Raw genomic sequence first — 22,694 nt, 5'->3', positions numbered from 1 at the left:
TCTCTCATTGCTTAATGAAGAAACTTATTAAATAATAGTTAAAAACACAAGGAGACCGTGACTTTATGAAAAAAACAGGAGCTTTGCTATTTATTGCCTTAAATACCAGTTTGCTGCATGCTGGGGCTATGGGGGTAATCAAACCCTCTTGCGAAACTGATGATGTTACCGTTCCCTGTCCATGCAATGCATGGGAAATAGGTATTAGCGCTTTATATTTACAACCAAACACTAATTCAGACTTGCTCAATCCTACATTGACTATAAATCATTTCCAAACAGATGGCACAATTACCCAGACGTTCAATACGATTAAATCCTCTTGGGATTGGGGTTTTTTGCTGGAAGGAGGCTATCATTTTAATACAGGAAATGACCTGAATTTAAATTGGTTGCACTTTAGAGGAACGCATTCCAGTAGTGTTCTTACCTACATCAATGAAAATCCAGCGGTAAACCCATTTATAGCAGATATTACTACTAATTTGCGATTTGACACTTATTTTGATGCGGTCAATCTTGAATTGGCACAAAGCAGCTCCTTCGGTGAAAACACAAATCTTCGTTTTTATGGCGGAGGACAATATGTCAACTCCAAGATTAAACGCGCTGAGTATGATTTTGAAAATGTCATTTTCTTCCCACCAAATACTCTGACACAAGAATCAGTGGCTCATACGAAATTCCAAGGTGCCGGCCCTCGTGTGGGAATAGACATGGCTCATAACCTGAACCATGGTTTTGCTGTATTTGCTCAAACTGCTACCGCCATACTCCTTGGCGAAAGAAAAGCAAAATTATCAGGGGCGAATATAAGCGGACCCAATGTTTTTCCTTTTAGCGCCCAAGCCAAAGGCACCCATATCGTTCCCGAACTGGAAGCACAATTAGGGTTAAGCTATCAATGGGGTAGCTGCAGTAGCGGGCAACTTACCTTAATGGGCGGTTGGATGTGGCAACATTATTTTGATATGTTTCTTCTTCCTCCCGGAGGGAACTCTAATCCTTCAACCGTTGTAACCCAGAATGATTTCTCCCTGGATGGTCCTTTTATCAAAGCAAAATGGCTTTCTTGATGTTAAAGTCCTTTGCTCTTGGCACTACCCTTATCCAATCATGCATGTGCCGCGGGTTATCCGCGGCATCTCTGAAGGCCGATCCAAATGGCCTTCCACAGATAGGCCACAGCACGTAGGCAGGGGGTGAGTTATTACGTCGCGTCTTCATCAAATGGTAGGAGCCCTCTTTTTCCTTCTGCTGATCGCATCGTTTCTGTTTAAAGGAACAAGCGATTATTCTATTTTACTGATCAGCTACAGCTTGATGCTCGTAGTTCTTATGAGTTCTATTGGTTTTAATTGGCCTGCAAAATCGATTCAATCATCCACCTTAACCTTGTGGCTGGCTCTCTGGCTTGGGTGGACAACTATCCCGCCGCTGCTGGGCTGGGTTCCCAATACCGCTTTTTTCGGCATTTTCCAGTGTACGGCCTGGGTTTTTGGATTTTTTTTAGTGGCTCAAAATTCTGTTGCTGAATGGCTATGGCAAAATTTGCTAAGGATACTCTGGGTTTTGGGTTTGATCTGTGCGGTGTATGCGCTGATGCAACTCTTGGTTAGAAATGCAATGCCTACTGGATTTTTTGCAAGTAAAAATACTGCCGCAGCCTTTTTAATGATGGTTAACCTGTTATTAATGGGAAAATTCTTTAGCTTAAATCATCATGAATTGATTGAGATAACCCCATCCAAAGTACACAAGAGCCTTCATAGGGCTTCTCTTTTAATCAGTATATACATCATCGCCTTTGCTTTATTCGCGGCATTAAGCCGCGGTGTTATCCTTTGTTTTATTTTTTTCACGGTACTAGAAATTGCGTTGTCTCGTCATGCGATAAAAATAAAAACGATTTTTCAATTATCCGCAGTTCTGGTTCTGGCCTTAATCACTTTGTATCTCTTGGCTCAACCTGCCATACATCATCGGCTGGATTTACTTGCTCATGAGAAATCACGTCTGGTTATTTGGCAAGGTGCATGGCATTTATGGCAAATAACCCCTTGGTACGGTTTAGGTATTTTCAATTTTAAACAGTACTATCCTGCATTTAGTTTACCCGGTGATGGCTCAAATCTCGAATACGCTCACAATGACTTTTTACAAATATTGATTGAAACAGGAGTTCCTGGTGTTGTTATTTTACTTGGGGTGATGGTAACTTTCGTTGTTTATTTAAGCCGCTACTTAAAAAAGGAAAATAAAAATCCCACGAGCTGTATCCAAGCGATGGCTTGTTTTGCCGCATTAGGTGCTTTAATTTGCCATAGTATTATTGATTTCAACTTCTACGTATTTCCCATGAATCTGCTCATGGGATGTTGTTTAGGATATCTCTATTTTTTCTTTAAGAAAGAGGGCTGTGTCCGTATTTATTCCTTGTCAGCTGGAAAAAGTATTTGGATTTTACAAAGCAGCCTCATGATATTTCTTTTATTATTAAGCAGTTATTTTATCCGTTTTTTAATCCTGGAACACTATATAGGGAAAACGGAGACCGCCCTTCAGGAAAAGCAATTTCGCCAGGCTGTTCATTACAGCAACCAGGCTTTAAAGTCATTTCATTTTGTAGAAATTCAAAGTCTGCAAATAGATGCTTACCTCCAATTGATCCAGAGTGCAAGCTCGGAGCACCTACGTCATTCTTGGACAGAAAAAGCGGTACATGCGATTAATCAGGCAATCGCCATGAATCCCTACTTTGCCCGTTCTTATTTTCAAATGGCCTTGCTACAAAGCTTAGTCTTTAATGAGCCCCGGCAAGCAAAAGCATATTTTCTTAAGACGCTAAAAAATAATCCCCATTTTTGTTTGGCTCGACTTACTTTTGCCCGCTTCTTAGTAGAGGAAAAAGAACTGCTTTCCGCGCAGCAAATTTTGGAAGCCGGCCTTCATTATCCTATTCCTCCGGATTATATAGAGCTTTATCTCAATTATCTGGCTAAACTTCGTTTTGAAAACGGTGATCAGCGAGGAGCCCAAAAAGTAGCCGAACGATTACAACATCTGCATGTTTATCAACAAGATTATAGTGATCTCATCTAATGGTTATCTTCAAATGTGCCAGCTTCAATTGAATTGAACAAAGAGCATTTTTGTGATAGCCATTAAATAATTACTGTATCTGGGGTAAATAGAGCAAAGAATTGATGTATTTTTTCTAGAGAGTCCAATTGATAAAAGCGTTGCAACAATGACGCATCAAACATTGAGCGAAAATAGTAACGTACTAAAGATTTACTTTGCAAAATTGCTTTATATTCATTCTCTAAAGCAGCAAGACCCTGTAAGTGGTACATAAATAAATTAATTTTTTCATCGAGGCTCACAGCACCGTGGGATTGTTGCAGTAACTCCTGATAAAGCCAAGGCTTACCAGTTCCTGCGCGCGATATCATGTACGCATCACAACCACTTACTTCGATTGCTCTTTGTAAACTGGTCACATCGTGAATATCGCCATTGGCAATCACAGGAATAGTAATGCCGCGTTTGATTTGCGCGATTTGCTGTAAATCAGAGGCCACATCGTAGTCGTCAAGCCAACGCCGCCCATGCACAATCAGGGCATCCGCTCCCGCTTCTTCAATTTGCTTCGCCAGTACAAGATCCTGTTTATTACCTTGTATTCGAATTTTAATCGTTAAAGGAATAGTAATTGCAGCGCGAACTTCTTTTATAATTTGAATCAATCGCTCTGGAACTTCCAGCAAGGCGCTTCCCGCCCCCTTTTTACGTATTTTAGGTTTAGGACATCCACAATTTATATCAATGATATCGGCGCCATGGAGCTGCAACCGTTGAGCTGCTTGTGCCAGAATGTGCGGCTCGGTGCCTGCAATTTGATAAGCAAGAATCTGTTCCTCGGGCGCTCGGTAAATGTAACGTGAGTTTGCAGAGTGTCTATACAGAATATCTGTTGCAGAACTCATTTCAGTAACACAATATGCAGGTGACGCATATCGATTAAATAAGATTCTGAATGGTGCACAGCTATAACCAGCCAAAGGACCTTGAATTAATCGATTGCCTAGAGTCAAAGAACCTAATTGCAAAGAACTATTAAGAAAAGCGTGCATCAATTTATTTCATGGATATAATGAGGGCCTATTTTAACATACTTGAACCTAAAAAAAGCAGTTAAAATCACTGCGCAAGCTAAAGGTACCGAATTAAACAGGAACAGCTTTTTATGGACAAACGTTACTTATCCCCTCTGGAAATGCTCAATATTGCAACACAACATGCCTATGCAGCAGATTATCTGTTACAACAAATTACCGATTGGACCTTTCGACAAGCCGATCCACTTGCCGTATTAACCCCTGTTACTTCGCTGATGTACCAAGCGTTTCAACTGACATTAAAAGCTTATTGTTTGCATGAACACCGTCCTGTTAAAGAACACAAGAAGCTTATGGAGCTGGTTGAATTAAATAGCCATTTGGGTTTTTCTCGCCAAGAACTTGTTTTATTAAAGACACTAGCAAAGCAACAGGTTTTTCTTAAGGGAACGGATTACGATTTATGGGAAAATCAACAACAGCTCCATGTTTTTTGTGAAGAAATTCTCTCGCTTTATCAAAAGCTACAAACGATGATGCCACTAGAACTTCATCCTGATTATCAGCAATAATCGATACCGGATGAAACGAGACTTAGCGTGAGACCTCTGATGTCATCCTCAGTGCAGCCGCCATCACTCCGACAAAGGCCTTATCATCCCTCGCGATGCTCGGGCTGACGAGAATTCAGTTGTTCTTCCCCACTTGGCAGCGGGTACAATTCACGTTAGGATAAGTTCTCTTAATTTGATTCTTCGATGTTTTTTATATTAAGGTAGAAATTATGGAGCAGGTAGAAGACAATAAGACTGGAAATGCTGTGCAACACCAAATATTACAGTTAAGTCATCGCTTAAATTCGCAAATTTTAGGCCAAAATGAATTAATCTCTCGTTTGCTCATTGCCTTACTTGCTGATGGCCATTTACTAGTAGAAGGCGCCCCCGGATTGGCAAAAACCAGGGCGGTTAAAGAGTTATCTGATGGGGTTGAAGGTAATTTTCATCGTATCCAATTTACACCTGACCTATTACCTGGCGATTTAACCGGTACGGATGTATATCATCCACAAAATGGTTCTTTTGTATTTCAACCAGGCCCTATATTCCATCATTTGCTTTTAGCAGATGAAATTAACCGTGCCCCAGCAAAAGTTCAATCGGCCTTACTTGAGGCAATGGCCGAAAGACAAGTGACTATAGGAGGCAAGACCTATCCTCTGCCTGAATTATTTTTAGTTATGGCAACACAAAACCCTATAGAGCAGGAAGGAACATATCCTTTGCCTGAAGCCCAATTGGACCGATTTTTGATGTACGTAAAAATTAGTTATCCTGATGCCAAAGTAGAGCACGATATATTGGCCTTATCACGTAAAGAAGCCTTAGGCGCTGCAATGGCCACCAAACCAGCCTCATCAGAGAAATTATCACAAAAAACATTATTTGAAGCACGGAAACAGGTACTTAATGTGCATACAAGCGAAGCATTGGAAAACTATCTGGTGCAATTAGTGGTAGCAACACGTAATCCTGGTATTTACAGTGAAGAACTAGGCCGTTGGTTGCGTTTTGGTGCCAGCCCACGCGCCACCATTGCTTTGGACCGCTGTTCCAAAGCCCATGCCTGGCTTTCTGGTAGAGATTACGTCACTCCAGATGACATTCATGTCATTGCGCATGATGTATTACGCCATCGAATTTTGTTAAGTTTTGAAGCTGAGGCGGAAGGGATCCACAGCGATGATTTTATTGACTCTTTATTACGTTTAGTTGCTGTTCCATAGCTTGGGGTTTAGGACTCTACCATTAATTCCCCTCATGCTTGGGCTGGCCCAACAAATGAATAGCCTTGAATTTGGTGGGTTCAACCCCCATTTTCACAGCACTTGAGGTATATGAGGTTTTTATGGCTAATGGCGTTATTGCAGAATTAAATGAGTTAATTGATTTAAGGCGATACGTGCAATCCGTTCATTATCACCCGGAGGGTAAAGCAATACGCTCCGGCAATCATTTATCCAAATTACGTGGTCGTGGTATGGATTTTGCGGAAGTTAGGAATTATCAGGCAGGTGATGAAATACGCCATATGGAGTGGCGCGTTACTGCACGTACCGGTAGGCCGCATGTCAAAATTTATCAAGAAGAGCGTGAAAGACCAGTGGTCATTCTTACCGATTTTAATCCTTCCATGATTTTCGGTACCCGCATTGCGTTTAAATCAGTGATTGCTGCCCGATTAGCAGCGCTTCTTGCTTGGACAGTAATTAAGGAAGGCGATAGAGTAGGTGGTGTGTTCTTCTCTGCCACCGATCACAGTGAATTCACTCCTCGCAGCCGTGACATGGGTGTACTGCCTTTGTTAGCTTCTTTGAGTCGCTATACCGATCAGAGCGAAGAACAAAGAGAAGCCAAACCCCGATTGCTTAGTGATGCATTAGCACGCTTACGGCGCGTGGTGAGACCAGGGAGTATCCTGGTGCTGATCAGTGATTTTTACTCTATGGACAATGAATGTGAAAAGCATTTAAATCGATTACGCTACCACAATGATATCCTGGCCTATCATATTTGTGATCGAGTGGAACTTTCTCCACCAAAACCACAGCAATATGCGATAACGAATGGGCAGCAAGAAATAATACTTGATACCAGCTTACATTCAGTGAACACGGCTTATGAGCAATATTGCCAACAACGTATAGATCATTTGCAAAATCAATTACGACGCTTGTGTATTCAATATGTACAGGTTACAGCCGATGTAAATTTAGCCCAGGTTGTGCGTCAAACGTTTCCCAGGAGGTCTCGTGGCTAACACTGATCCCCTGGCACAGTTAAAAGACATCCATCTTCCTACCCCGATTGGTTGGTGGCCATTGGCCCCTGGATGGTACATTCTCATGGGACTCATTTTATTTATAGCAATCCTACTCGCTTATGGTGCTTATAAAAGACATCGCCATGCATTGGCTAAGAAACACGCTTTGCTTTTGTTGAATGACTATCTAAAAAACTATGAAAAAGAACAGAATAGCTCGTTGGCCAGTGCTCGTATTTCAGAATTGTTACGCCGGGTCGCTCTTGTCTATTATCCAAGGGAACGTGTTGCCAGTTTGCATGGGGAAGAATGGCTTGAATTTTTAAATGAAACCAGCAAAGGACTTGATTTCAATTTGGTAAAAGACATGTTGTTAGCTGCTCCATTTAAAACAGGGGAAACCATGGATCTCAAACCCTTGTTCACCACCGCACAACTCTGGATTAAACAAAGGAGAGTGCCATGTTCGAATTAGCCAATCCTTGGGTTTTAGTCCTGTTACCTTTACCCTTACTCTTTTGGTTTTTAATACCAAGAGCCAAAGTACAATTGCCGGCGGCCTTGAAAGTCCCTTTTTTTGCTGATATGGTCCTGATCGCCGATCAAGAGAAACGTTCTGTTTCAGCACAATACTCACTCATAATTCCAGCGATGGTGTGGTTGTTATTGGTTATTGCTTTAGCTGGACCTCGTTGGATTGGTGCTCCCAAACCCATTGAGCGTGAAGGTTTTAACATCATGCTGGCTTTGGATTTATCTGGCAGTATGGAAATTCCGGATATGCTCCTCTATGGACGACCTGTAAGTCGTTTAAGCGTCGTAAAAAGTGCTGCGGAGCAATTTGTGCGCGATCGGTCAGGAGACAAAATTGGTCTGATCCTCTTCGGAACGCGCGCCTACTTGCAGACACCACTGACTTATGACCGACATACCATTCTTTTACGTCTTGAAGATGCCACCGCTGGTCTTGCAGGGAAAACCACCTCCATTGGCGATGCCGTTGGTCTGGCTGTAAAACGGTTGGATGATGTTCCCAAAAAAGGAAGAATTCTGATTTTATTGACTGACGGAGCAAATAATTCGGGCATACTAGCCCCACTAAAAGCAGCTGAACTCGCAAAAGAAGAAGGAATTAAAATCTACACCATAGGCTTGGGCTCTGAAGCCGATTCAAGAGCCTTAGTGGGTGATTTTATCATGCAAAATGCTTCCGCAGATTTGGATGAAGAGACCTTAAAAAAAATGTCTGAGATGACTGGCGGTCGTTATTTCCGCGCTACAGATACTGAAACATTACATTCTATTTATAAAACCATTAACGAGTTGGAAACCGTAAGTCAAGAACAAGCGACTGTGCGCCCCCAAAAAGAATATTATCCCTGGTGTGTTGGTATGGCGCTATTACTTTGTTTCTCTTGGCTCATTAGCAAAGCAGACCTGACCTTGAGAGTAAACTCTCTGGTATCAAGTCGGGGGGCATTAAAATCATGATTGCAGATTTTCATTTTTTGAGGCCTTGGTGGCTTTTAATGATTTTGCCTTTATTAGGATTAATTTTCGTTTTATGGCGACAAAAACCGAAGTTACATGCTTGGTCAGAAGTATGTGATTCCCATCTACTGAGTCATCTACTGCAGAGAAAAAGCCAAGGTCGACGGATGAGTTCGATGCTGTGTCTGTTTTTAAGTATTCTATTTATGATTTTGAGCATCGCCGGTCCTGTTTGGTATAAACTGCCCGTAGCAACCTATAAGCCCATACAGCCTCGAGTTCTCGTTTTAGATATGTCAGAAAATATGATGGCTAACGACTTAACACCTAACCGCTTAAGCCGAGCAAAATTTAAGTTGCATGATTTGTTTGCTCACAAGGAGGTAGGGCAATTCGGTCTTGTCGCCTTTACCAGTGAGCCTTTTGTTGTTTCACCACTGACTGATGATGGGCAAACTATTTCATCCCTACTTTCTTCACTCACCCCAGATATCATGCCGGTAACCGGACAGAATCTTGAGAGTGCCCTGAATGAAGCCAGTAAACTCATCAAACAAGCAGGTTATAACCAAGGACAAATTTTGGTATTAACTGCAGATACCCCCTCCGATGAGGCAATTGCTCTCGCAAAAAAATTAGCGGAATCCGGGATTTATTCTTCGATTATGCCAGTCAAAGCAGATAAAAATCTGAATCCCCTTTTTGGACGTTTCGCTGATGCAGGTGGAGGACAAATGGTACAATATACCCCTGACTCCCGTGACTTAGAACAATGGCTCAATTCAAGTAATAATAACGAATATGTTTTAAGCCAGGACGATGACATACCCCTTTGGCGCGATGAAGGACGCTGGTTTTTAATTCCTGCGTTATTGTTGCTTTTGCCTGTATTTCGACGTGGTTGGATACAGAGGATCGTTGTATGATGCGTTACTTTATTCTTTTATGCTGCTCATTTATGTCTTTAACGTCCCATGCCTTTAGTTGGCAGGACTTATGGTCTACCGCGGATCAACAAGGTCGAGACTTAATGGCAAAAAATCAATTCAAACAAGCCAAAGAAACGTTTACACGCAATGATTGGGCTGCTGCTGCGGCATATCGTGCTGGCGACTACCAGAAAGCGGCTGAGTTGTATCAAGCATTAAAAAATGAACAAGGCTACTATAACCAAGGTAATGCCTTAGCGCATATGGGGCAATATGAAGAGGCAATTAAAGCTTATGATAAAGCATTAGCGCTCAATTCAGCAGATCAAGACGCCCTTTATAACCGTAAGTTAGTTGAAGATCTTTTGAAACAAGATAAAGAAAAGAAACAAAACAAAGATCAACAAAATAAAGATCAGCAAAACAAAGATCAACAAAATAAAGATCAACAAAATAAAGATCAACAAAACAAAGATCAGCAAAACAAAGATCAGCAAAACAAAGATCAGCAAAACAAAGATCAGCAAAACAAAGATCAGCAAAACAAAGATCAACAAAACAAAGATCAACAAAACAAAGATCAACAAAACAAAGATCAACAAAGCAAAGATCAACAAAACAAAGATCAACAAAACAAAGATCAACAAAACAAAGATCAACAAAACAAAGATCAACAAAAAAAAGATCAACAAAACAAAGATCATCAAAACAAAGATCAACAAAACAAAGATCAACAAAACAAAGATCAACAAAACAAAGATCAACAAAACAAAGATCAACAAAACAAAGATCAACAAAACAAAGATCAACAAAATAAAGATCAACAAAACAAAGATCAGCAAAACAAAGATCAGCAAAACAAAGATCAGCAAAACAAAGATCAGCAAAATAAAGATCAGCAAAATAAAGATCAGCAAAACAAAGAAAAGGATAACCCAAGCAATAGCGAAGCTCAGTCTGAAGCAGAGCGAGAAAAACAACAAGCAAAAGAACAGTGGTTACGTTTGATTCCAGATGACCCTGGTGGGTTAATGCGAGAAAAATTCTTACGTGATCATTTACGAAGGGAACGCGGATGGTATCAATGAGACAATTAATAATTATTGGTTTTTTTTATTTATTCAGTACATTAGTTTATGCTGAAGTACAAGTGCAGGTTGAGCCCTCTCAAATAAGTATCGATGATTCATTCAGATTAATTCTGACTCAAGATAATTTACAAAATGGGGGTATTCCTGACCTGACCCCCTTACAAAAAGATTTTATGATCCTTGGCACCGAACGCCGCATGAACTATTCGATTATCAATGGGCAATCTCAATCATCCAGCGAATGGACGGTCACCTTAAAACCCCAAAAACAAGGTAAATTAACAATCCCAGGGATTAAAATCGGCAATGAATATACAAAACCATTAACAATTGATGTCGCTGCAGGAACCACTCAAAACGCACCGACTTCGGTAAGCCCGCAGCGAAATCAAGATCTTTATTTAACGGCACAAGTTGATAAAAAAAATCCTTATGTAAACCAACAAATTATCTATAAAGTTACTTTATACAATTCCAAACATCTTTTAGATGCAGATTACCAAGGCCCTCAAGTAGAAAATGCCTTGATTGTTCCTTTAGGTGAAAACAGACGCTCTCAAATCCAAAAAAATGGGGTGACCTTTATTGTCGAAGAACAAAATTATGCTATTTTTCCTCAAAAAAGTGGCCCTCTAAAAATTAAGCCCCCAGTTTTTACCGCTTTGATTTATGACTTTAATCCCGAACGAGTTAAAGCTACGGACAAAACGATTCGTGTCGATGTACAACCCATACCCAAAGAATTTTCAGGTAAAACATGGTTGCCCGCCAAAGGAGTTAAATTATTCGAACACTATGAAAATTCCGCTCCAACCATCCCTCAAGGCAACACATTAATTCGTAACGTCATTATTGAGGGCGTGGGTGTTCCTGCACAACTTTTACCTACACCCAATTTTGCTGAAACAGATGGGGTCAGTGTTTACCCGGAGAAAGGTAAAGACAAAAATAGGGTAACGCAAGGAGAACTGATTGGCCGTACTGAGATTAAGATTACCTATTTATTCAATAAAGCAGGAAAAATAACCATCCCAGAATTAAAACTCCCTTGGTTCAATACAGAAACAGGAAAAGAAGAAGTAGCCACCTTGCCTGCAAAAACACTTGAAGTGACCCCCTCGAATACCGTCCCCGTCCCTGCGGCAAATCCTAATCAAACTGCAGTCAGCAAAAATCAAACGATTACCCAACCCACCCAAAACACGGTGGAGTCCACGTCAGCAGCACCATTCAATTGGGCCTGGCTAGTGGCTGCACTTTTTGCATTGGCCTGGCTGTTTACTATGGCGCTATGGGCTTGGCAAAGACGTAATAAAAATACGGGAAAGGGTCGATACAAAACCGCATTAAACGAACTTCATAAAGCCTGTACACAAGGAAATCCTCAACGAGCGCGTGATGCCTTATTACAATGGGCTAGAATGCATTGGCCAGATGCCCCCATATTGAATCTGACTGACTTAACGCGTCTTACTGCTGATGCGCCTTTTAAAAAACAAGTGCAAATTCTGTCGCAAGTATTGTACAAAAGCAAAGAAAAAGTCTTGTGGCGTGGGGATGAATTGTGGCGCAGTCTACAACAAATGAAAAAAAATAATGCAAGTAAACAAGAAAGAAAAAATGAGCTCCCCCCTATTAACCCCTCTTGAACAGTTGCTTTTTAGAATGTTTCATTGCCTGCAGGCTCCGATATACTGCACCTCAGGTGCAGTATGTCCGCATTGAAATTTTTACCTAGAGCTTTATTTTGTGACTCTCGCTCATGCGGATCAACATGACTGGGGGCATAGTCATTTTGATCCTTTAAATGAGTGTCTCATGTGTGTGTATTCGTGTCCTTGCTGGGTACTCTCATTGCATTAAATTGTTGTGCTCCTTATCATTTTGCTCTTTTATACCCTCACTTTCTTCATCATCCTCATCCTTTTGGGACACCGGTTTAAATAGCGTTTCGGAAATAAGGGCATGCGCCGATTGATCGGGTTGTGTTCCTGAATGAGTGATTGGCTCGCTCGCTACGGTGTGTTCTAATCGCTCTGCAATTTTTTCTATGTCAGGCATATCCCTTTTAACTCTTTTAGCCGAACTATCAAATTCGGATTCGGTCAGAGCCTCTTTCTCTGCTGGCTCCTCATTGTCTTGTTTAGTAGGTTCAGATTTTCTCGTTGAATAATTTACTATTTTATTTGCAAGAGACTTGAACAAGGGAAAGGTCAGTCGTGCAACCGTGTAGGCAATTCCCAAAGACGCGGCTACCGCAAGTATTCCAAGTCCTGCAGGAGGAGCGATTAAACTGACTATTGCTCCAATTAGTGCGAGTGAAGCAAAGGCGACGCCAGCTGATTTATCCCAAACAGCAGTGGTACGCAACTTTTCTAATTTTTGCTCGCAGCGTACTTGATCATTAAGTAATTCTTGTAATGAATTAAATTGCTCTTTAATGGTAATTCGTTCACTTTCAATTTTTGATTCTAGGGTCTTGTAATCCTCTAATTTTCCATCTTCCTTCGCCTTTTTGGCATCTGCCTCTAACTTTTCTAAATAATTTATTAGACTCTTGAGCCGATTTTTTTCGGTCTCGACTTGTTGTTTTGTATTGACCAACTTGTCTTCCAGTTCAAAACGTTTGTAATAAAGTTTAGTCAGTGTAATGAGACTTAAGCCCAATGCAGCGATTGAAGTAACCAAAGCAATAATAGGGGCTGCTGGAGGAAAAGCCAAAGCAGTTATTGTAAGTCCCAAAACTACTGTCGCATACACAAAACGGGCATTACGCGACAAAGTGAAAGGTACTTTTTGATTGGTGATATAAGCACCAAAATAAATAATCGGAACCACCACAAAATCAGTGATGCCCGTCAGCAATTTAATGATGTGAAACCCCTCAGCTGCCGCGGTTGTAGCATGATTTACAATGCCTTCTGCCATGACCAAGCGATTAATCGTACTCCCGGCGCCCTCTAAAGAATCAATAAATTTACTCGCAAAGGGAAGCATTCGTAATATCGCCAAAGCAATCGACTGTTTTGGCGCTTTAATTCCCTTCATAGAGTTTATTTTTTTTCTTAAATGCACTACGGAATCAGCTTCTAGCTGTTCAAATGTTTCAATATCAGTCTTAAAGAACATTGCTTATCTCAATAAAATTTATCCTCATATCAAGTATAACAATTAATTATGATGTAGAGATGAATAGAAAAAGGATGGTTTAAAGCTTATCTGGATAAATTCAGTTAAATCGTTTCAGCACCTTGATTGCATTTTTTGGCTAAAAATGCAGGCCATATTGGGACAATCAAGAAAAAAGTGTATAATTCCTCTTTTTGTTTCACAAATATTGATCAGTCATGAATCTTGAAAAATTATACGATGTTATTGTAGTAGGTGGTGGACATGCGGGCACAGAAGCTGCTCTGGCAGCAGCACGAATGGGCGCACAAACATTATTACTGACTCATAACATGGATTTGCTCGGTCAAATGTCGTGTAATCCAGCCATCGGCGGTATAGGAAAAGGACATTTAGTCAAAGAAATTGATGCCTTGGATGGGGCGATGGCAAAAGCAGCGGATAGAGCCGGAATTCAATTTCGAACGCTTAATGCCTCTAAGGGACCTGCCGTGCGTGCGACTCGTGCACAAGCCGATCGCGTCCTTTATCGACAAGCCATTAGAGAACAACTCCAAACTCAAGAAAATCTGACTCTGTTTCAGCAAGCTGTTGATGATTTATTGATAGAAGGAGGCCGTGTAACCGCTGTAGTTACCCAAATGGGCCTTACCCTACGCGCTCGCGCGGTGGTCTTGACTGTTGGTACTTTTTTGGGGGGTAAAATTCACGTAGGAATGAACCAATATGCTGGTGGGCGAGCAGGTGATCCCCCAGCGATTGCTTTAGCTAAAAGCTTACGTGATCTTGATTTACCGGTGGGACGATTAAAAACTGGAACGCCGCCACGTATTGATCGTCGGTCCTTGGATTACAGCCAAATGACAGTGCAACCTGGTGATACACCCACACCTGTTTTTTCCTATCTGGGGCATGCCAGTGATCATCCACAACAAGTGCCTTGTCATATTACCCATACAACAGAAGCGACACATGAAATTATTCGTAATAATCTGCATCAGTCACCGATGTATGCGGGAGTTATTGAAGGAGTAGGACCACGCTATTGTCCCTCTATTGAGGATAAAATTGTTCGTTTTGCGGATAAATTATCACATCAAATCTTTGTCGAGCCTGAAGGTTTGACCACTGAAGAAATTTACCCCAACGGTATTTCTACAAGCCTGCCCTTTGAAGTTCAAGTACAGTTTGTGCGTACGATTAAAGGTTTTGAGAATGCCCATATTACTCGTCCAGGATATGCGATTGAGTATGATTACTTTGACCCTCGTGGATTAACTTCGTTCTTGCAGACGAAACCCATTCCCAATTTGTTTTTCGCGGGCCAAATCAATGGAACAACCGGCTACGAAGAGGCCGCAGCACAAGGAATCATTGCCGGGATGAATGCTGCCCTACAGGTTCAAGAAAAAGAACTTTGGTGCCCACGACGTGATGAAGCGTATATCGGTGTACTCATTGATGATCTCATCACCTGCGGAACTCAAGAACCTTATCGAATGTTTACTTCTCGTGCCGAATACCGTCTGCTTTTACGGGAAGATAATGCAGATTTACGCCTAACGGCAAAAGGTAGGGAACTAGGTTTAGTTGGCGAAAAACGTTGGCAACATTTCTCTACTAAAATCGAAGCGATAGAATCTACCCAGGCGCTACTGCATAACACTTGGGTGCGTGTAGGACATAATGAGCGCTTAAAAGATATACTGCTCAATCCCATGCAACACGATAATCGTGCCTCTGAGTTTCTTAAACGGCCGGAGATAAATTATCAGCATTTATTAATGCTCGACGATTTAAACTTGCCTGAATTAAGCACTGAAGTGAGCGAGCAAATCGAAATTCAAAACAAATACGCAGGTTATATCGACAGACAACAGCAAGATATAGAAAAAATGCGTAAACACGAGAATACGAGATTACCTGAGTCGCTGGATTATAGGGATGTCAGTGGATTATCCAATGAAGTAATTCAAAAACTGACACAAATTAAACCTGCTACTTTAGCCCAGGCTGGTCGTATTTCTGGCGTCACTCCTGCGGCCTTGTCGCTTCTTTTAGTCCATTTAAAAAAACAGCGAATTGAGGCATGAAGGAATCAATAGCAAGAATACAACCACAACTCGCAGAGGGTTTGCAGCAATTTAATTTGCAGGCACTGATCCCCTCTTTATCTGATTACTTATTCTTACTTAATAAGTGGAATGTAGCTTATAATCTCACAGCCATTCGTGATCTTGAGTCTATGGTTGGTAAGCATCTATTAGATAGCCTGGCTATTTTACCTTGGCTTAAAGGCAATCAAATTATTGATGTAGGAACCGGTGCAGGCTTGCCAGGTATCCCACTCGCTTTAGCCAGACCCGATTTTAATTTTGTTTTGTTGGACTCTAACGGTAAAAAAACCCGCTTCTTGCACGAGGTAAAACGACAGCTGAATTTAAAAAATGTTGAAATTGTACAATTTAGAGTCGAAAACTACCACCCAACTCAAGGTTTTGATACAGTAGTAAGTCGAGCTTTTAGTAGCCTTGAACAAATGATTCAGTGGACGCAACATCTTATTGCTGATGAAGGAATCTGGCTGGCAATGAAAGGGCGTTATCCTGATACAGAATTGAATGAAATAAAGCAAAACTGCACGGTAAAACATTATACTGTCGCAGGGGTTGAAGGCGAACGCTGTTGCGTCATTATTGAAAATCAACCTAAGAAGAGTGGGGTCAACTAGGACTTAGATTTCACTATCTTGAGCCAAAATGGCCTAATTTTCGAGCACCGAAACGCAGCATACACGAAGTATGTGAGTATCGGGGCACAGAAAATTAGGTCATTTTGGCCGAGATAGAAGAAAGGTAAGCTCTAGTTCACTGCTTTTCTGGTTTAACCAAGGAATAAATCATGGCAAAAGTTATAGCCATTGCCAACCAAAAAGGTGGGGTAGGCAAAACCACTACAGCAATTAATCTAGCTGCTTCCTTAGCAGCAAATCGACAACACGTTTTACTTATTGATTTGGATCCACAAGGTAACGCAACGATGGGTAGTGGCGTGGATAAAAGTCACTTGGTACATACCACCAATGATGTTTTGTTACATGATTGTCTTGCAGAGCAGGCATGTCTTGCCACCACATGTGGTTATGATTTAATCCCTGGAAATGATGATTTAACTGTAGCTGAAGTCAGCCTGATGGAACGCAATCATCGTGAAACCTTCTTATATAAAGCATTACAGCCCATTCACAATAATTATGACTTTGTCTTAATTGATTGCCCTCCCGCGTTGAATACTTTGACCATCAATGCGTTTGTCGCTGCAGACTCAGTTCTTATCCCTATGCAATGCGAATACTACGCTCTTGAAGGCTTGGCGGCATTGCTATCGACTATCGAACAGGTTCGAGCCTCAGTAAATCCTCGTTTGCACCTTGAGGGTGTGTTACGAACCATGTACGATGCGCGTAATCGATTGTGTTCCGAGGTATCAAAACAACTTATGGAACACTTTCCAACTAAGGTCTACAGAACCGTAGTACCACGAAATGTCAGACTAGCTGAAGCACCAAGTCATGGGTTGCCTGCGTTGCAATACGATAAAACATCACCTGGCGCAGCAGCCTATATGGTCCTTGCTTCCGAGTTAATTAATAAACAGACTGTAGTAGGATAAATGGGGTAATTTATGACAGTAAAACGTAGTAGTTTAGGGCGTAATTTATCCGCTTTATTAAGCCAATCAAATGGTATTCTTTTAAATGAGAAGCCCCCCGCTGAAAGCCTAAAGCTTTCTATAGATTGTTTGCAACCAGGAAAATATCAGCCTCGAGGCGAAATGGAAGAGGCGCCTCTAATGGAACTTGCTCAATCGATTAAAAAGCAAGGCTTGCTTCAACCGCTATTAGTTCGTGAATTGAGTAGCGGGCGTTATGAAATAATCGCCGGTGAGCGTCGCTGGCGAGCCAGCCAATTAGCAGGACTTACCGAAGTTCCAGTGATTTTAAAACAAGTTGATGATGAAACCGCTATGGCTATGGCTTTAGTTGAAAATTTGCAGCGTGAAGATCTCAATGCCATGGATCAAGCACGTGCGATGCATCGATTGACGAACGAGTTTTCTTTAACACATCAGCAGGTTGCAGACCTCTTGTGTAAATCCAGGACTGCAGTCAGTAATTACCTGCGATTATTGGCCCTATCAACTGGCGTTAAAAAACTTTTAGAGCATGGTGACCTCGATATGGGGCATGCACGCGCCTTATTGATGTTAGATGAAGAGCAGCAAAATCAAGTAGCGCAATTGATTGTTGCAAAAAATTTATCGGTACGTGAAACCGAAAAGTTGGTTGAACGCATTAAATCAGGAAAATTAAAGGACCAGCAAGCTGATCTGGGCCATTCTCATATGTACCACGAGCAGTTAAACCATCTGTCACAACATTTGCAAACTTCAATTAAGCTAAAACCAGGAAAAGCAGGCAAAGGCTCGTTAGTCATTCACTATGACAATGAACATTTTTTGCAAATGATCATTGATCAATTGGGTCGTACGCAGCAATAATTTTCCTCAAATCCATTCAATAACCTAGCCCTCCTAGGTTATTGCAATCTCCGTAAATCGGTGTGGCGTAGCCGGCCAGATTCTCCCGATCAACAGCAAGGGTAACAACCACATAAAGTACTCAGTCATAGCCTATCAGTAGCACCCTATCAATAGAGTGCGCTCGGTAGTTTCGTGATTATGTGTTCAAATTTTAAAAAAGCACTTTATATTAAGCTACACTTATAGATATAAGCTGGTTATATTGCCAGGAGTCTGCAATGTTAATAGAGCCAGTTCAACCTGTTTATGTTCTAATGAAAATTGGCGAAGATGAATTTGTAGGTCAGCTACTGAGTTTGTCTGAAGAAAAATTAGAACTCAAATGTGATGAGTATATTGAAAAAGATAATGAGATTTCCTTTTATGCAAAGCACTTTCGTGGCCAAGCAATTATTGAGGAAATCAAATTTGCTCACTCATTTTTTACCTATCAATTAACGATTCAAGAAATTCAATTCCAGCCTGGTTTGTTGATCAATACTCGTTTATGAACGAATGAGCCTGAATTTCTCTTCTACATGAATGTTCGAGACGTGACGCAGGTACCCCCCCTTTTTTTATACAAAAGAGTTTTCGATAATCAATATTAAGAGTAATTAATCAGTTGTTCTCAATTCGTGTCATTCCCGCACCGGCGGGAATCCATCCATCAAATTAATTCCTTACTTCATTTGCAGTATGGATTCCCGCCTGCGCGGGAATGACACTAAAGAGAAAGAATATGCTCATTTAAAAGACGATAAATTGCGCAAAAAAAGTGACGCCCCCTCAGGGCCAAGTCCGAATTTGCTAAGTTTTAATCTGCTACATTTTAAATTCCGACGGTAAAAAACTTTCTTTGTTTTCATCGTAAACTGCCTTCAATTTATTTATAAATTCATCCTTGGCAGCACGAGCTTCCTCAATACCACGAGCTACTTCAGCGCTAGTAAAAAATGCAATTTGATAACGCTGCTGAAGTTCCTTTTTCGTGTTAGGAACTTGAGGAGCAATAACTACTTTCTTTCCATTGGCAAATTTAATTGAAGAAGCGTTCTGCTCGTTCTCGGCCAATATAGTAACTAAGTCATGTAAGTTATTTATTTTTTTATCATTGACTTCAACGACTCGATGACTTTCACATAAAGCACCGCGACTTAAAGCAAAATTCTCATATCCATCCGTATCTTCAGAGGCAAAAATGTGATGTAACACAACAATTTCATATTGTTCGTCATCTAATGTAGATGCTGTGAAATCATTAAACATGGGAGGCATATTAGAATAGTCGGTAATCGTCCTTTGTCCGGTAGCATAATTCGATTTATAAGTATCCATTAATGCCTGGGTGCATTTTACAAATACAAAGCCTCCATTTTTTCCAGACGGCTGAATGTGATACTTAAGTGGTTTACCGTCCTTAATCCCTAATATATTACGCCCCAATTGCTCATTTAATCTAATCTCAACCTTCAGTGTTTCGAGCTCACTGTCGCTATTTTTTCTTTGAATCAGAAACTCCATATTATCCATGTATTTTTTTCTTTGGATTAAATAAAGAAATGATATGGGATAGCCTAATTCTGCTACTTCCACATGCCCATTCGCCAGGATTGGATGACCATCGATTTCGAGAATAACATCTCCTTCTTGCAATTTATTAAATGCACAAGAATTTTTGGATACCTTTGTTACGTAAATTCCTGTCAGTTCCTCCTCTACAGTGCTAGGCTTCATGCCTACTTGATGTCGTAATGCAGAGTTTTTTAATGATTGCCATTGGAAGGAAACTTGTGGTACTGTGACGTAATCAATGCATTTTGCGTCCTTAAGCTTTCCAAATTTCTTATAATTTTCAATTACTTGTACCACCGTGCATGCAGGAATAAAATAACCTACGTTACTTAAGGACGCGTTTCCTTGGGTTACAATACCAACACAGACCTCCTTATCGTTAACTTGTACTGTAATTGGCCCCCCACTATTCCCTGGATTAATTGGAGCACTCGTCTGAACGGTGATACCGGGCAGATTGGAATAAGCAATCTGCGAAATTTCAGTTCTGGAAATATGGCCTTTGGTAAAAGAAAGTCCTTTACCTCCAGCGGGATAGCCATAAGCATTAACTTCGGTAGATGAGGCTTGAAATTTAGTGTCTACTTCTAAAGGCTCCACTTTTTTTAATATTAAACTAGCTCCTTCCTCAGTATTCGCTTTGAGAATAGCGACATCCATAACTGGGTCTACCCAAACAGCACTGACAGGAATTTCATGAGAGCCCTGATTAAATTTCGCTTTTAAAAAATGAGCATTCGCTACCGCATGAGCATTAGTAACCAGATAAACAGTTCCTTTATGTTTTAATACTGAAACAGTGGCACTTGATTTTGAGGGAGCGCCAGTTGACCAGGCCGTTGTGTAGTTAACGGATTGCTTTTCTGCTTCGAGTTTGAGTGTTGAGTTAGTTAACATAATTACCTTACAAAATATTGAAAGGCAACGATTGTTTATTTAAATCACATAAAAATCAATATATATGCAAACTATTTAATTAATGAGATTTGCTTATGATGCAAAATTGCACCAATAAGCCCGACATTCCCCCATCAGAAAGAGCTTATGACCTGAAAAAATTGCATCATGAAACATCCCTCATATAGTTCGATTTATTTGGGTTATTTATATTATGAAGAAAATCGGCTGCAATAGAGCTCCATGCAAGCAATATGCCTCAAAAAAGAACAAAAAATCATGGACTTCAACCTTAGCGCAACATAGTTGATCAGGGTATATCAATTGGAACTATAAAGTGCATGAAGATAATCCTTCGAAAAGGCTTTGTTCGCTTAAAGAAGTAAAAATTAGCTGCTGATATTGTTACTATCTTACCCAATGGGAAAGTAAAGCTCATGGAAGTACTGTGTTCCTATTAAAGTCGGAGAATTACCTTATTAATTTGAGTACATATGAAGAGGGGCACGAAAATAATGTTAAAGTACCAGCAGCGGAGATCGATGATGCCATATTAAGGATTGCCTATGCTTTCTTGCGCGAGGTTGCAATCGTCCCTTGAAAATACAGCGCAAGCAGCCTCAAGAAAAACAATGGATGGGATGTAAAATACGATACAACAGGGTAGAACACAAGACGCTTTCTATCGGTAGATACCAGGTAAAAGAACCCCTTGCTAATAATCCATAATAACACTATGTTCGGTGACCGCTCAATTTCGTTCACAAGGATAGAGCATGTGGGTTAAACTATAAATTGACAAAGCCTAGTCTTTTTATAAGTAGTTCATTTTTTGAAATTGTCGCCAATACATTTTTCAAAGAGAATGCATGAACATAGTTGATGGTGTTTTATTAGCAGTTTTTGATGAAGACATACAGCGCGATGGAACGATCATTTTGCCTAAGGGACTGACCTCGATTGGCAAAATGGCATTCAAAGGATGCACGCGCTTAACCAACGTCATTCTACCCAAGAGCCTAAAATCGATTGATACAGCGGCATTTGCTGACTGCACGAGTTTAATCGCCGTCACCTTCCCAAAAGGATTAATCTCGATGGGTATCTGTGCATTTTCTAACTGCACGAGTTTGACAACCATCACCCTACCAGAGGGACTAAGCTCGATCAATCAAAATGCATTTGACAGCTGCACGAGCTTAGTCACCGTGAACCTGCCAGCGGGACTAACTTCGATTGAGGAAATGGCATTTTGTGACTGCACCAGCTTAACTACCATCACCTTGCCAGCGGGGCTAACTTCGCTTGCTGAAATGGCATTTAATGGCTGCAGCAGCTTAACCGCAATCACCCTGCCCGCAGAGCTGACTTCGATTGGTGAAGGGGCATTTGAAGAATGCGAAAACATACAGCAGATTGTCGTTAATACGGGCAATCCGGAAGTATATGAACGAATTAAAGCCTTACTCCCCGCTAATTTACAAGAAAAAGTGCTTGATTTTAGCTATTTAAATCCTATAAGACGTATTAAACGCAATTGCTTAGACCGATTAATTAACCGACCTGAAACCAATTATCTCTATCATTTACTTGAGCTGGATAGTGCTTGCGAGTCCCTTTTAAGCACTTTCCCTGCAGAACTAATAGCTGAAATTACGCACTATACACAAAGCCATAACTCGTACTATGCAGCAGCTCAAAAAGAATTAAACGCCTTATCTATTCCAACTTCCTTGACTAAAGAAAATTTACAAGACTATGGCCTCGGATGTGATGCAATCGCGCATAAGTACCTCCAAAAAGCGATGGAGCGTGCAGTCGGTAGTAAAGAAAAAGCTAGGGAGCCTCAGGTACCAGGCTTCTTTGCACGAGGTAAGCCGTATGCTCCCGTATCGAACGATGACGAGGATATGTGTTGTGTGATTAGATAATATAAGTCAGGCTGTATGTCATTACTTCTGAAGTTTGTTTTAAGATGAACTGTGTATGATGCTCTTAGTTCACGAACTGATTTCTCTTATGAACATCAACGGAGGTTGGGCCGAAGGTCAAGGCCC

Annotated in this window: 19 protein-coding genes and 1 pseudogene; 16 read left to right on the top strand and 4 right to left on the bottom strand. The window is 40.9% G+C overall.

Annotated features, from left to right (window positions below; genetic code table 11):
* Window positions 1-65 precede the first annotated feature (65 nt).
* Both OQJ13_RS09495 and OQJ13_RS09490 read left to right on the top strand, forming a co-directional pair.
* Window positions 66-1,076: an Lpg1974 family pore-forming outer membrane protein gene (locus OQJ13_RS09495; RefSeq protein WP_265710611.1), complete on the top strand. Its 1,011-nt coding sequence runs from the start codon at window positions 66-68 to the stop codon at window positions 1,074-1,076.
* A gap of 262 nt (window positions 1,077-1,338) precedes the next feature.
* Window positions 1,339-3,102 carry an O-antigen ligase family protein gene (locus OQJ13_RS09490; RefSeq protein WP_265710610.1) on the top strand — a complete coding sequence of 588 codons (1,764 nt, stop codon included), beginning with the start codon at window positions 1,339-1,341 and terminating at the stop codon, window positions 3,100-3,102.
* A 62-nt stretch (window positions 3,103-3,164) separates the two neighbouring features.
* Here the strand turns inward: OQJ13_RS09490 and OQJ13_RS09485 are convergent, their stop codons facing one another.
* Window positions 3,165-4,136: a tRNA dihydrouridine synthase gene (locus OQJ13_RS09485; RefSeq protein WP_265710609.1), complete on the bottom strand. Its 972-nt coding sequence runs from the start codon at window positions 4,134-4,136 to the stop codon at window positions 3,165-3,167.
* A gap of 113 nt (window positions 4,137-4,249) precedes the next feature.
* On the opposite strand from OQJ13_RS09485, the gene OQJ13_RS09480 reads away from it, so the two are divergent.
* From OQJ13_RS09480 to OQJ13_RS17090, 7 genes and pseudogenes are all read left to right on the top strand, one after another.
* Window positions 4,250-4,693 (top strand): hypothetical protein, encoded by a 444-nt coding sequence (locus OQJ13_RS09480; protein ID WP_028382441.1) that lies wholly within the window; start codon window positions 4,250-4,252, stop codon window positions 4,691-4,693.
* 212 nt (window positions 4,694-4,905) lie between these two features.
* Window positions 4,906-5,907, top strand: a complete 1,002-nt coding sequence (locus OQJ13_RS09475; RefSeq protein ID WP_028382440.1) for an AAA family ATPase — start codon at window positions 4,906-4,908, stop codon at window positions 5,905-5,907.
* 122 nt (window positions 5,908-6,029) lie between these two features.
* Window positions 6,030-6,941 carry a DUF58 domain-containing protein gene (locus OQJ13_RS09470; protein ID WP_265710608.1) on the top strand — a complete coding sequence of 304 codons (912 nt, stop codon included), beginning with the start codon at window positions 6,030-6,032 and terminating at the stop codon, window positions 6,939-6,941.
* Window positions 6,934-7,419: a DUF4381 domain-containing protein gene (locus OQJ13_RS09465; protein WP_265710607.1), complete on the top strand. Its 486-nt coding sequence runs from the start codon at window positions 6,934-6,936 to the stop codon at window positions 7,417-7,419. The genes OQJ13_RS09470 and OQJ13_RS09465 overlap by 8 nt, the downstream gene beginning before the upstream one ends.
* Window positions 7,407-8,435, top strand: coding sequence for a VWA domain-containing protein (locus tag OQJ13_RS09460; protein ID WP_265710606.1), 1,029 nt, complete (start codon window positions 7,407-7,409; stop codon window positions 8,433-8,435). Before OQJ13_RS09465 ends, OQJ13_RS09460 begins: the two co-directional genes overlap by 13 nt.
* Entirely contained in the window at window positions 8,432-9,361 is a 930-nt protein-coding gene (locus OQJ13_RS09455; protein WP_265710605.1) for a vWA domain-containing protein, read from the top strand. The genes OQJ13_RS09460 and OQJ13_RS09455 overlap by 4 nt, the downstream gene beginning before the upstream one ends.
* Window positions 9,358-9,663: pseudogene (locus OQJ13_RS17090) on the top strand (tetratricopeptide repeat protein); the annotation flags it as partial. The gene OQJ13_RS09455 and the pseudogene OQJ13_RS17090, both read left to right, overlap by 4 nt.
* Window positions 9,664-9,676: 13 nt before the next feature.
* Here OQJ13_RS17090 and OQJ13_RS17085 read toward each other — a convergent pair.
* Window positions 9,677-10,303: a pentapeptide repeat-containing protein gene (locus OQJ13_RS17085; protein WP_416209921.1), complete on the bottom strand. Its 627-nt coding sequence runs from the start codon at window positions 10,301-10,303 to the stop codon at window positions 9,677-9,679.
* A gap of 145 nt (window positions 10,304-10,448) precedes the next feature.
* Between OQJ13_RS17085 and OQJ13_RS09445 the strand changes: the two genes are divergently transcribed.
* Window positions 10,449-12,104 (top strand): BatD family protein, encoded by a 1,656-nt coding sequence (locus OQJ13_RS09445; RefSeq protein WP_265710604.1) that lies wholly within the window; start codon window positions 10,449-10,451, stop codon window positions 12,102-12,104.
* A gap of 202 nt (window positions 12,105-12,306) precedes the next feature.
* Here OQJ13_RS09445 and OQJ13_RS09440 read toward each other — a convergent pair whose 3' ends face one another.
* A complete protein-coding gene (locus OQJ13_RS09440) occupies window positions 12,307-13,584 on the bottom strand; it encodes a hypothetical protein (RefSeq protein WP_265710603.1) in 1,278 nt (425 codons plus the stop codon).
* A gap of 218 nt (window positions 13,585-13,802) precedes the next feature.
* Between OQJ13_RS09440 and mnmG the strand changes: the two genes are divergently transcribed.
* From mnmG to OQJ13_RS09415, 5 genes are all read left to right on the top strand, one after another.
* Window positions 13,803-15,677 (top strand): tRNA uridine-5-carboxymethylaminomethyl(34) synthesis enzyme MnmG, encoded by a 1,875-nt coding sequence (gene mnmG / locus OQJ13_RS09435; RefSeq protein WP_265710602.1) that lies wholly within the window; start codon window positions 13,803-13,805, stop codon window positions 15,675-15,677.
* A complete protein-coding gene (rsmG, locus tag OQJ13_RS09430; RefSeq protein WP_265710601.1) occupies window positions 15,674-16,315 on the top strand; it encodes a 16S rRNA (guanine(527)-N(7))-methyltransferase RsmG in 642 nt (213 codons plus the stop codon). Before mnmG ends, rsmG begins: the two co-directional genes overlap by 4 nt.
* 170 nt (window positions 16,316-16,485) lie before the next feature.
* Entirely contained in the window at window positions 16,486-17,256 is a 771-nt protein-coding gene (locus OQJ13_RS09425) for a ParA family protein (protein ID WP_265710600.1), read from the top strand.
* Between the two features lie 12 nt (window positions 17,257-17,268).
* Entirely contained in the window at window positions 17,269-18,144 is an 876-nt protein-coding gene (locus tag OQJ13_RS09420; protein ID WP_265710599.1) for a ParB/RepB/Spo0J family partition protein, read from the top strand.
* 260 nt (window positions 18,145-18,404) lie between these two features.
* Entirely contained in the window at window positions 18,405-18,677 is a 273-nt protein-coding gene (locus OQJ13_RS09415) for a hypothetical protein (protein ID WP_265710598.1), read from the top strand.
* Between the two features lie 313 nt (window positions 18,678-18,990).
* On the opposite strand, the gene OQJ13_RS09410 is transcribed toward OQJ13_RS09415, so the two are convergent.
* Window positions 18,991-20,637, bottom strand: a complete 1,647-nt coding sequence (locus tag OQJ13_RS09410; protein ID WP_265710597.1) for a S1C family serine protease — start codon at window positions 20,635-20,637, stop codon at window positions 18,991-18,993.
* 869 nt (window positions 20,638-21,506) lie between these two features.
* Here OQJ13_RS09410 and OQJ13_RS09405 point away from each other — a divergent pair.
* Window positions 21,507-22,568, top strand: coding sequence for a leucine-rich repeat domain-containing protein (locus OQJ13_RS09405; RefSeq protein WP_265710596.1), 1,062 nt, complete (start codon window positions 21,507-21,509; stop codon window positions 22,566-22,568).
* Window positions 22,569-22,694 lie beyond the last annotated feature (126 nt).

It is taken from the genome of Legionella sp. PATHC035 (assembly GCF_026191115.1).
Classification (GTDB): Bacteria; Pseudomonadota; Gammaproteobacteria; order Legionellales; family Legionellaceae; genus Legionella.
This window is presented reverse-complemented; position numbering and strand designations above follow the sequence as displayed.

Coding starts and splice junctions, on each gene's coding strand:
- OQJ13_RS09415 (WP_265710598.1), top strand. CDS start 18,405: ATGTTAATAGAGCCAGTTCAACCTGTTTATGTTCTAATGAAAATTGGC.
- OQJ13_RS09445 (WP_265710604.1), top strand. CDS start 10,449: ATGAGACAATTAATAATTATTGGTTTTTTTTATTTATTCAGTACATTA.
- OQJ13_RS09490 (WP_265710610.1), top strand. CDS start 1,339: ATGAGTTCTATTGGTTTTAATTGGCCTGCAAAATCGATTCAATCATCC.
- OQJ13_RS09420 (WP_265710599.1), top strand. CDS start 17,269: ATGACAGTAAAACGTAGTAGTTTAGGGCGTAATTTATCCGCTTTATTA.
- OQJ13_RS09485 (WP_265710609.1), bottom strand. CDS start 4,136: ATGCACGCTTTTCTTAATAGTTCTTTGCAATTAGGTTCTTTGACTCTA.
- OQJ13_RS09495 (WP_265710611.1), top strand. CDS start 66: ATGAAAAAAACAGGAGCTTTGCTATTTATTGCCTTAAATACCAGTTTG.
- OQJ13_RS09470 (WP_265710608.1), top strand. CDS start 6,030: ATGGCTAATGGCGTTATTGCAGAATTAAATGAGTTAATTGATTTAAGG.
- OQJ13_RS09480 (WP_028382441.1), top strand. CDS start 4,250: ATGGACAAACGTTACTTATCCCCTCTGGAAATGCTCAATATTGCAACA.
- OQJ13_RS09405 (WP_265710596.1), top strand. CDS start 21,507: ATGAACATAGTTGATGGTGTTTTATTAGCAGTTTTTGATGAAGACATA.
- OQJ13_RS09460 (WP_265710606.1), top strand. CDS start 7,407: ATGTTCGAATTAGCCAATCCTTGGGTTTTAGTCCTGTTACCTTTACCC.
- mnmG (WP_265710602.1), top strand. CDS start 13,803: ATGAATCTTGAAAAATTATACGATGTTATTGTAGTAGGTGGTGGACAT.
- rsmG (WP_265710601.1), top strand. CDS start 15,674: ATGAAGGAATCAATAGCAAGAATACAACCACAACTCGCAGAGGGTTTG.
- OQJ13_RS09475 (WP_028382440.1), top strand. CDS start 4,906: ATGGAGCAGGTAGAAGACAATAAGACTGGAAATGCTGTGCAACACCAA.
- OQJ13_RS09410 (WP_265710597.1), bottom strand. CDS start 20,637: ATGTTAACTAACTCAACACTCAAACTCGAAGCAGAAAAGCAATCCGTT.
- OQJ13_RS09425 (WP_265710600.1), top strand. CDS start 16,486: ATGGCAAAAGTTATAGCCATTGCCAACCAAAAAGGTGGGGTAGGCAAA.
- OQJ13_RS09440 (WP_265710603.1), bottom strand. CDS start 13,584: ATGTTCTTTAAGACTGATATTGAAACATTTGAACAGCTAGAAGCTGAT.
- OQJ13_RS09455 (WP_265710605.1), top strand. CDS start 8,432: ATGATTGCAGATTTTCATTTTTTGAGGCCTTGGTGGCTTTTAATGATT.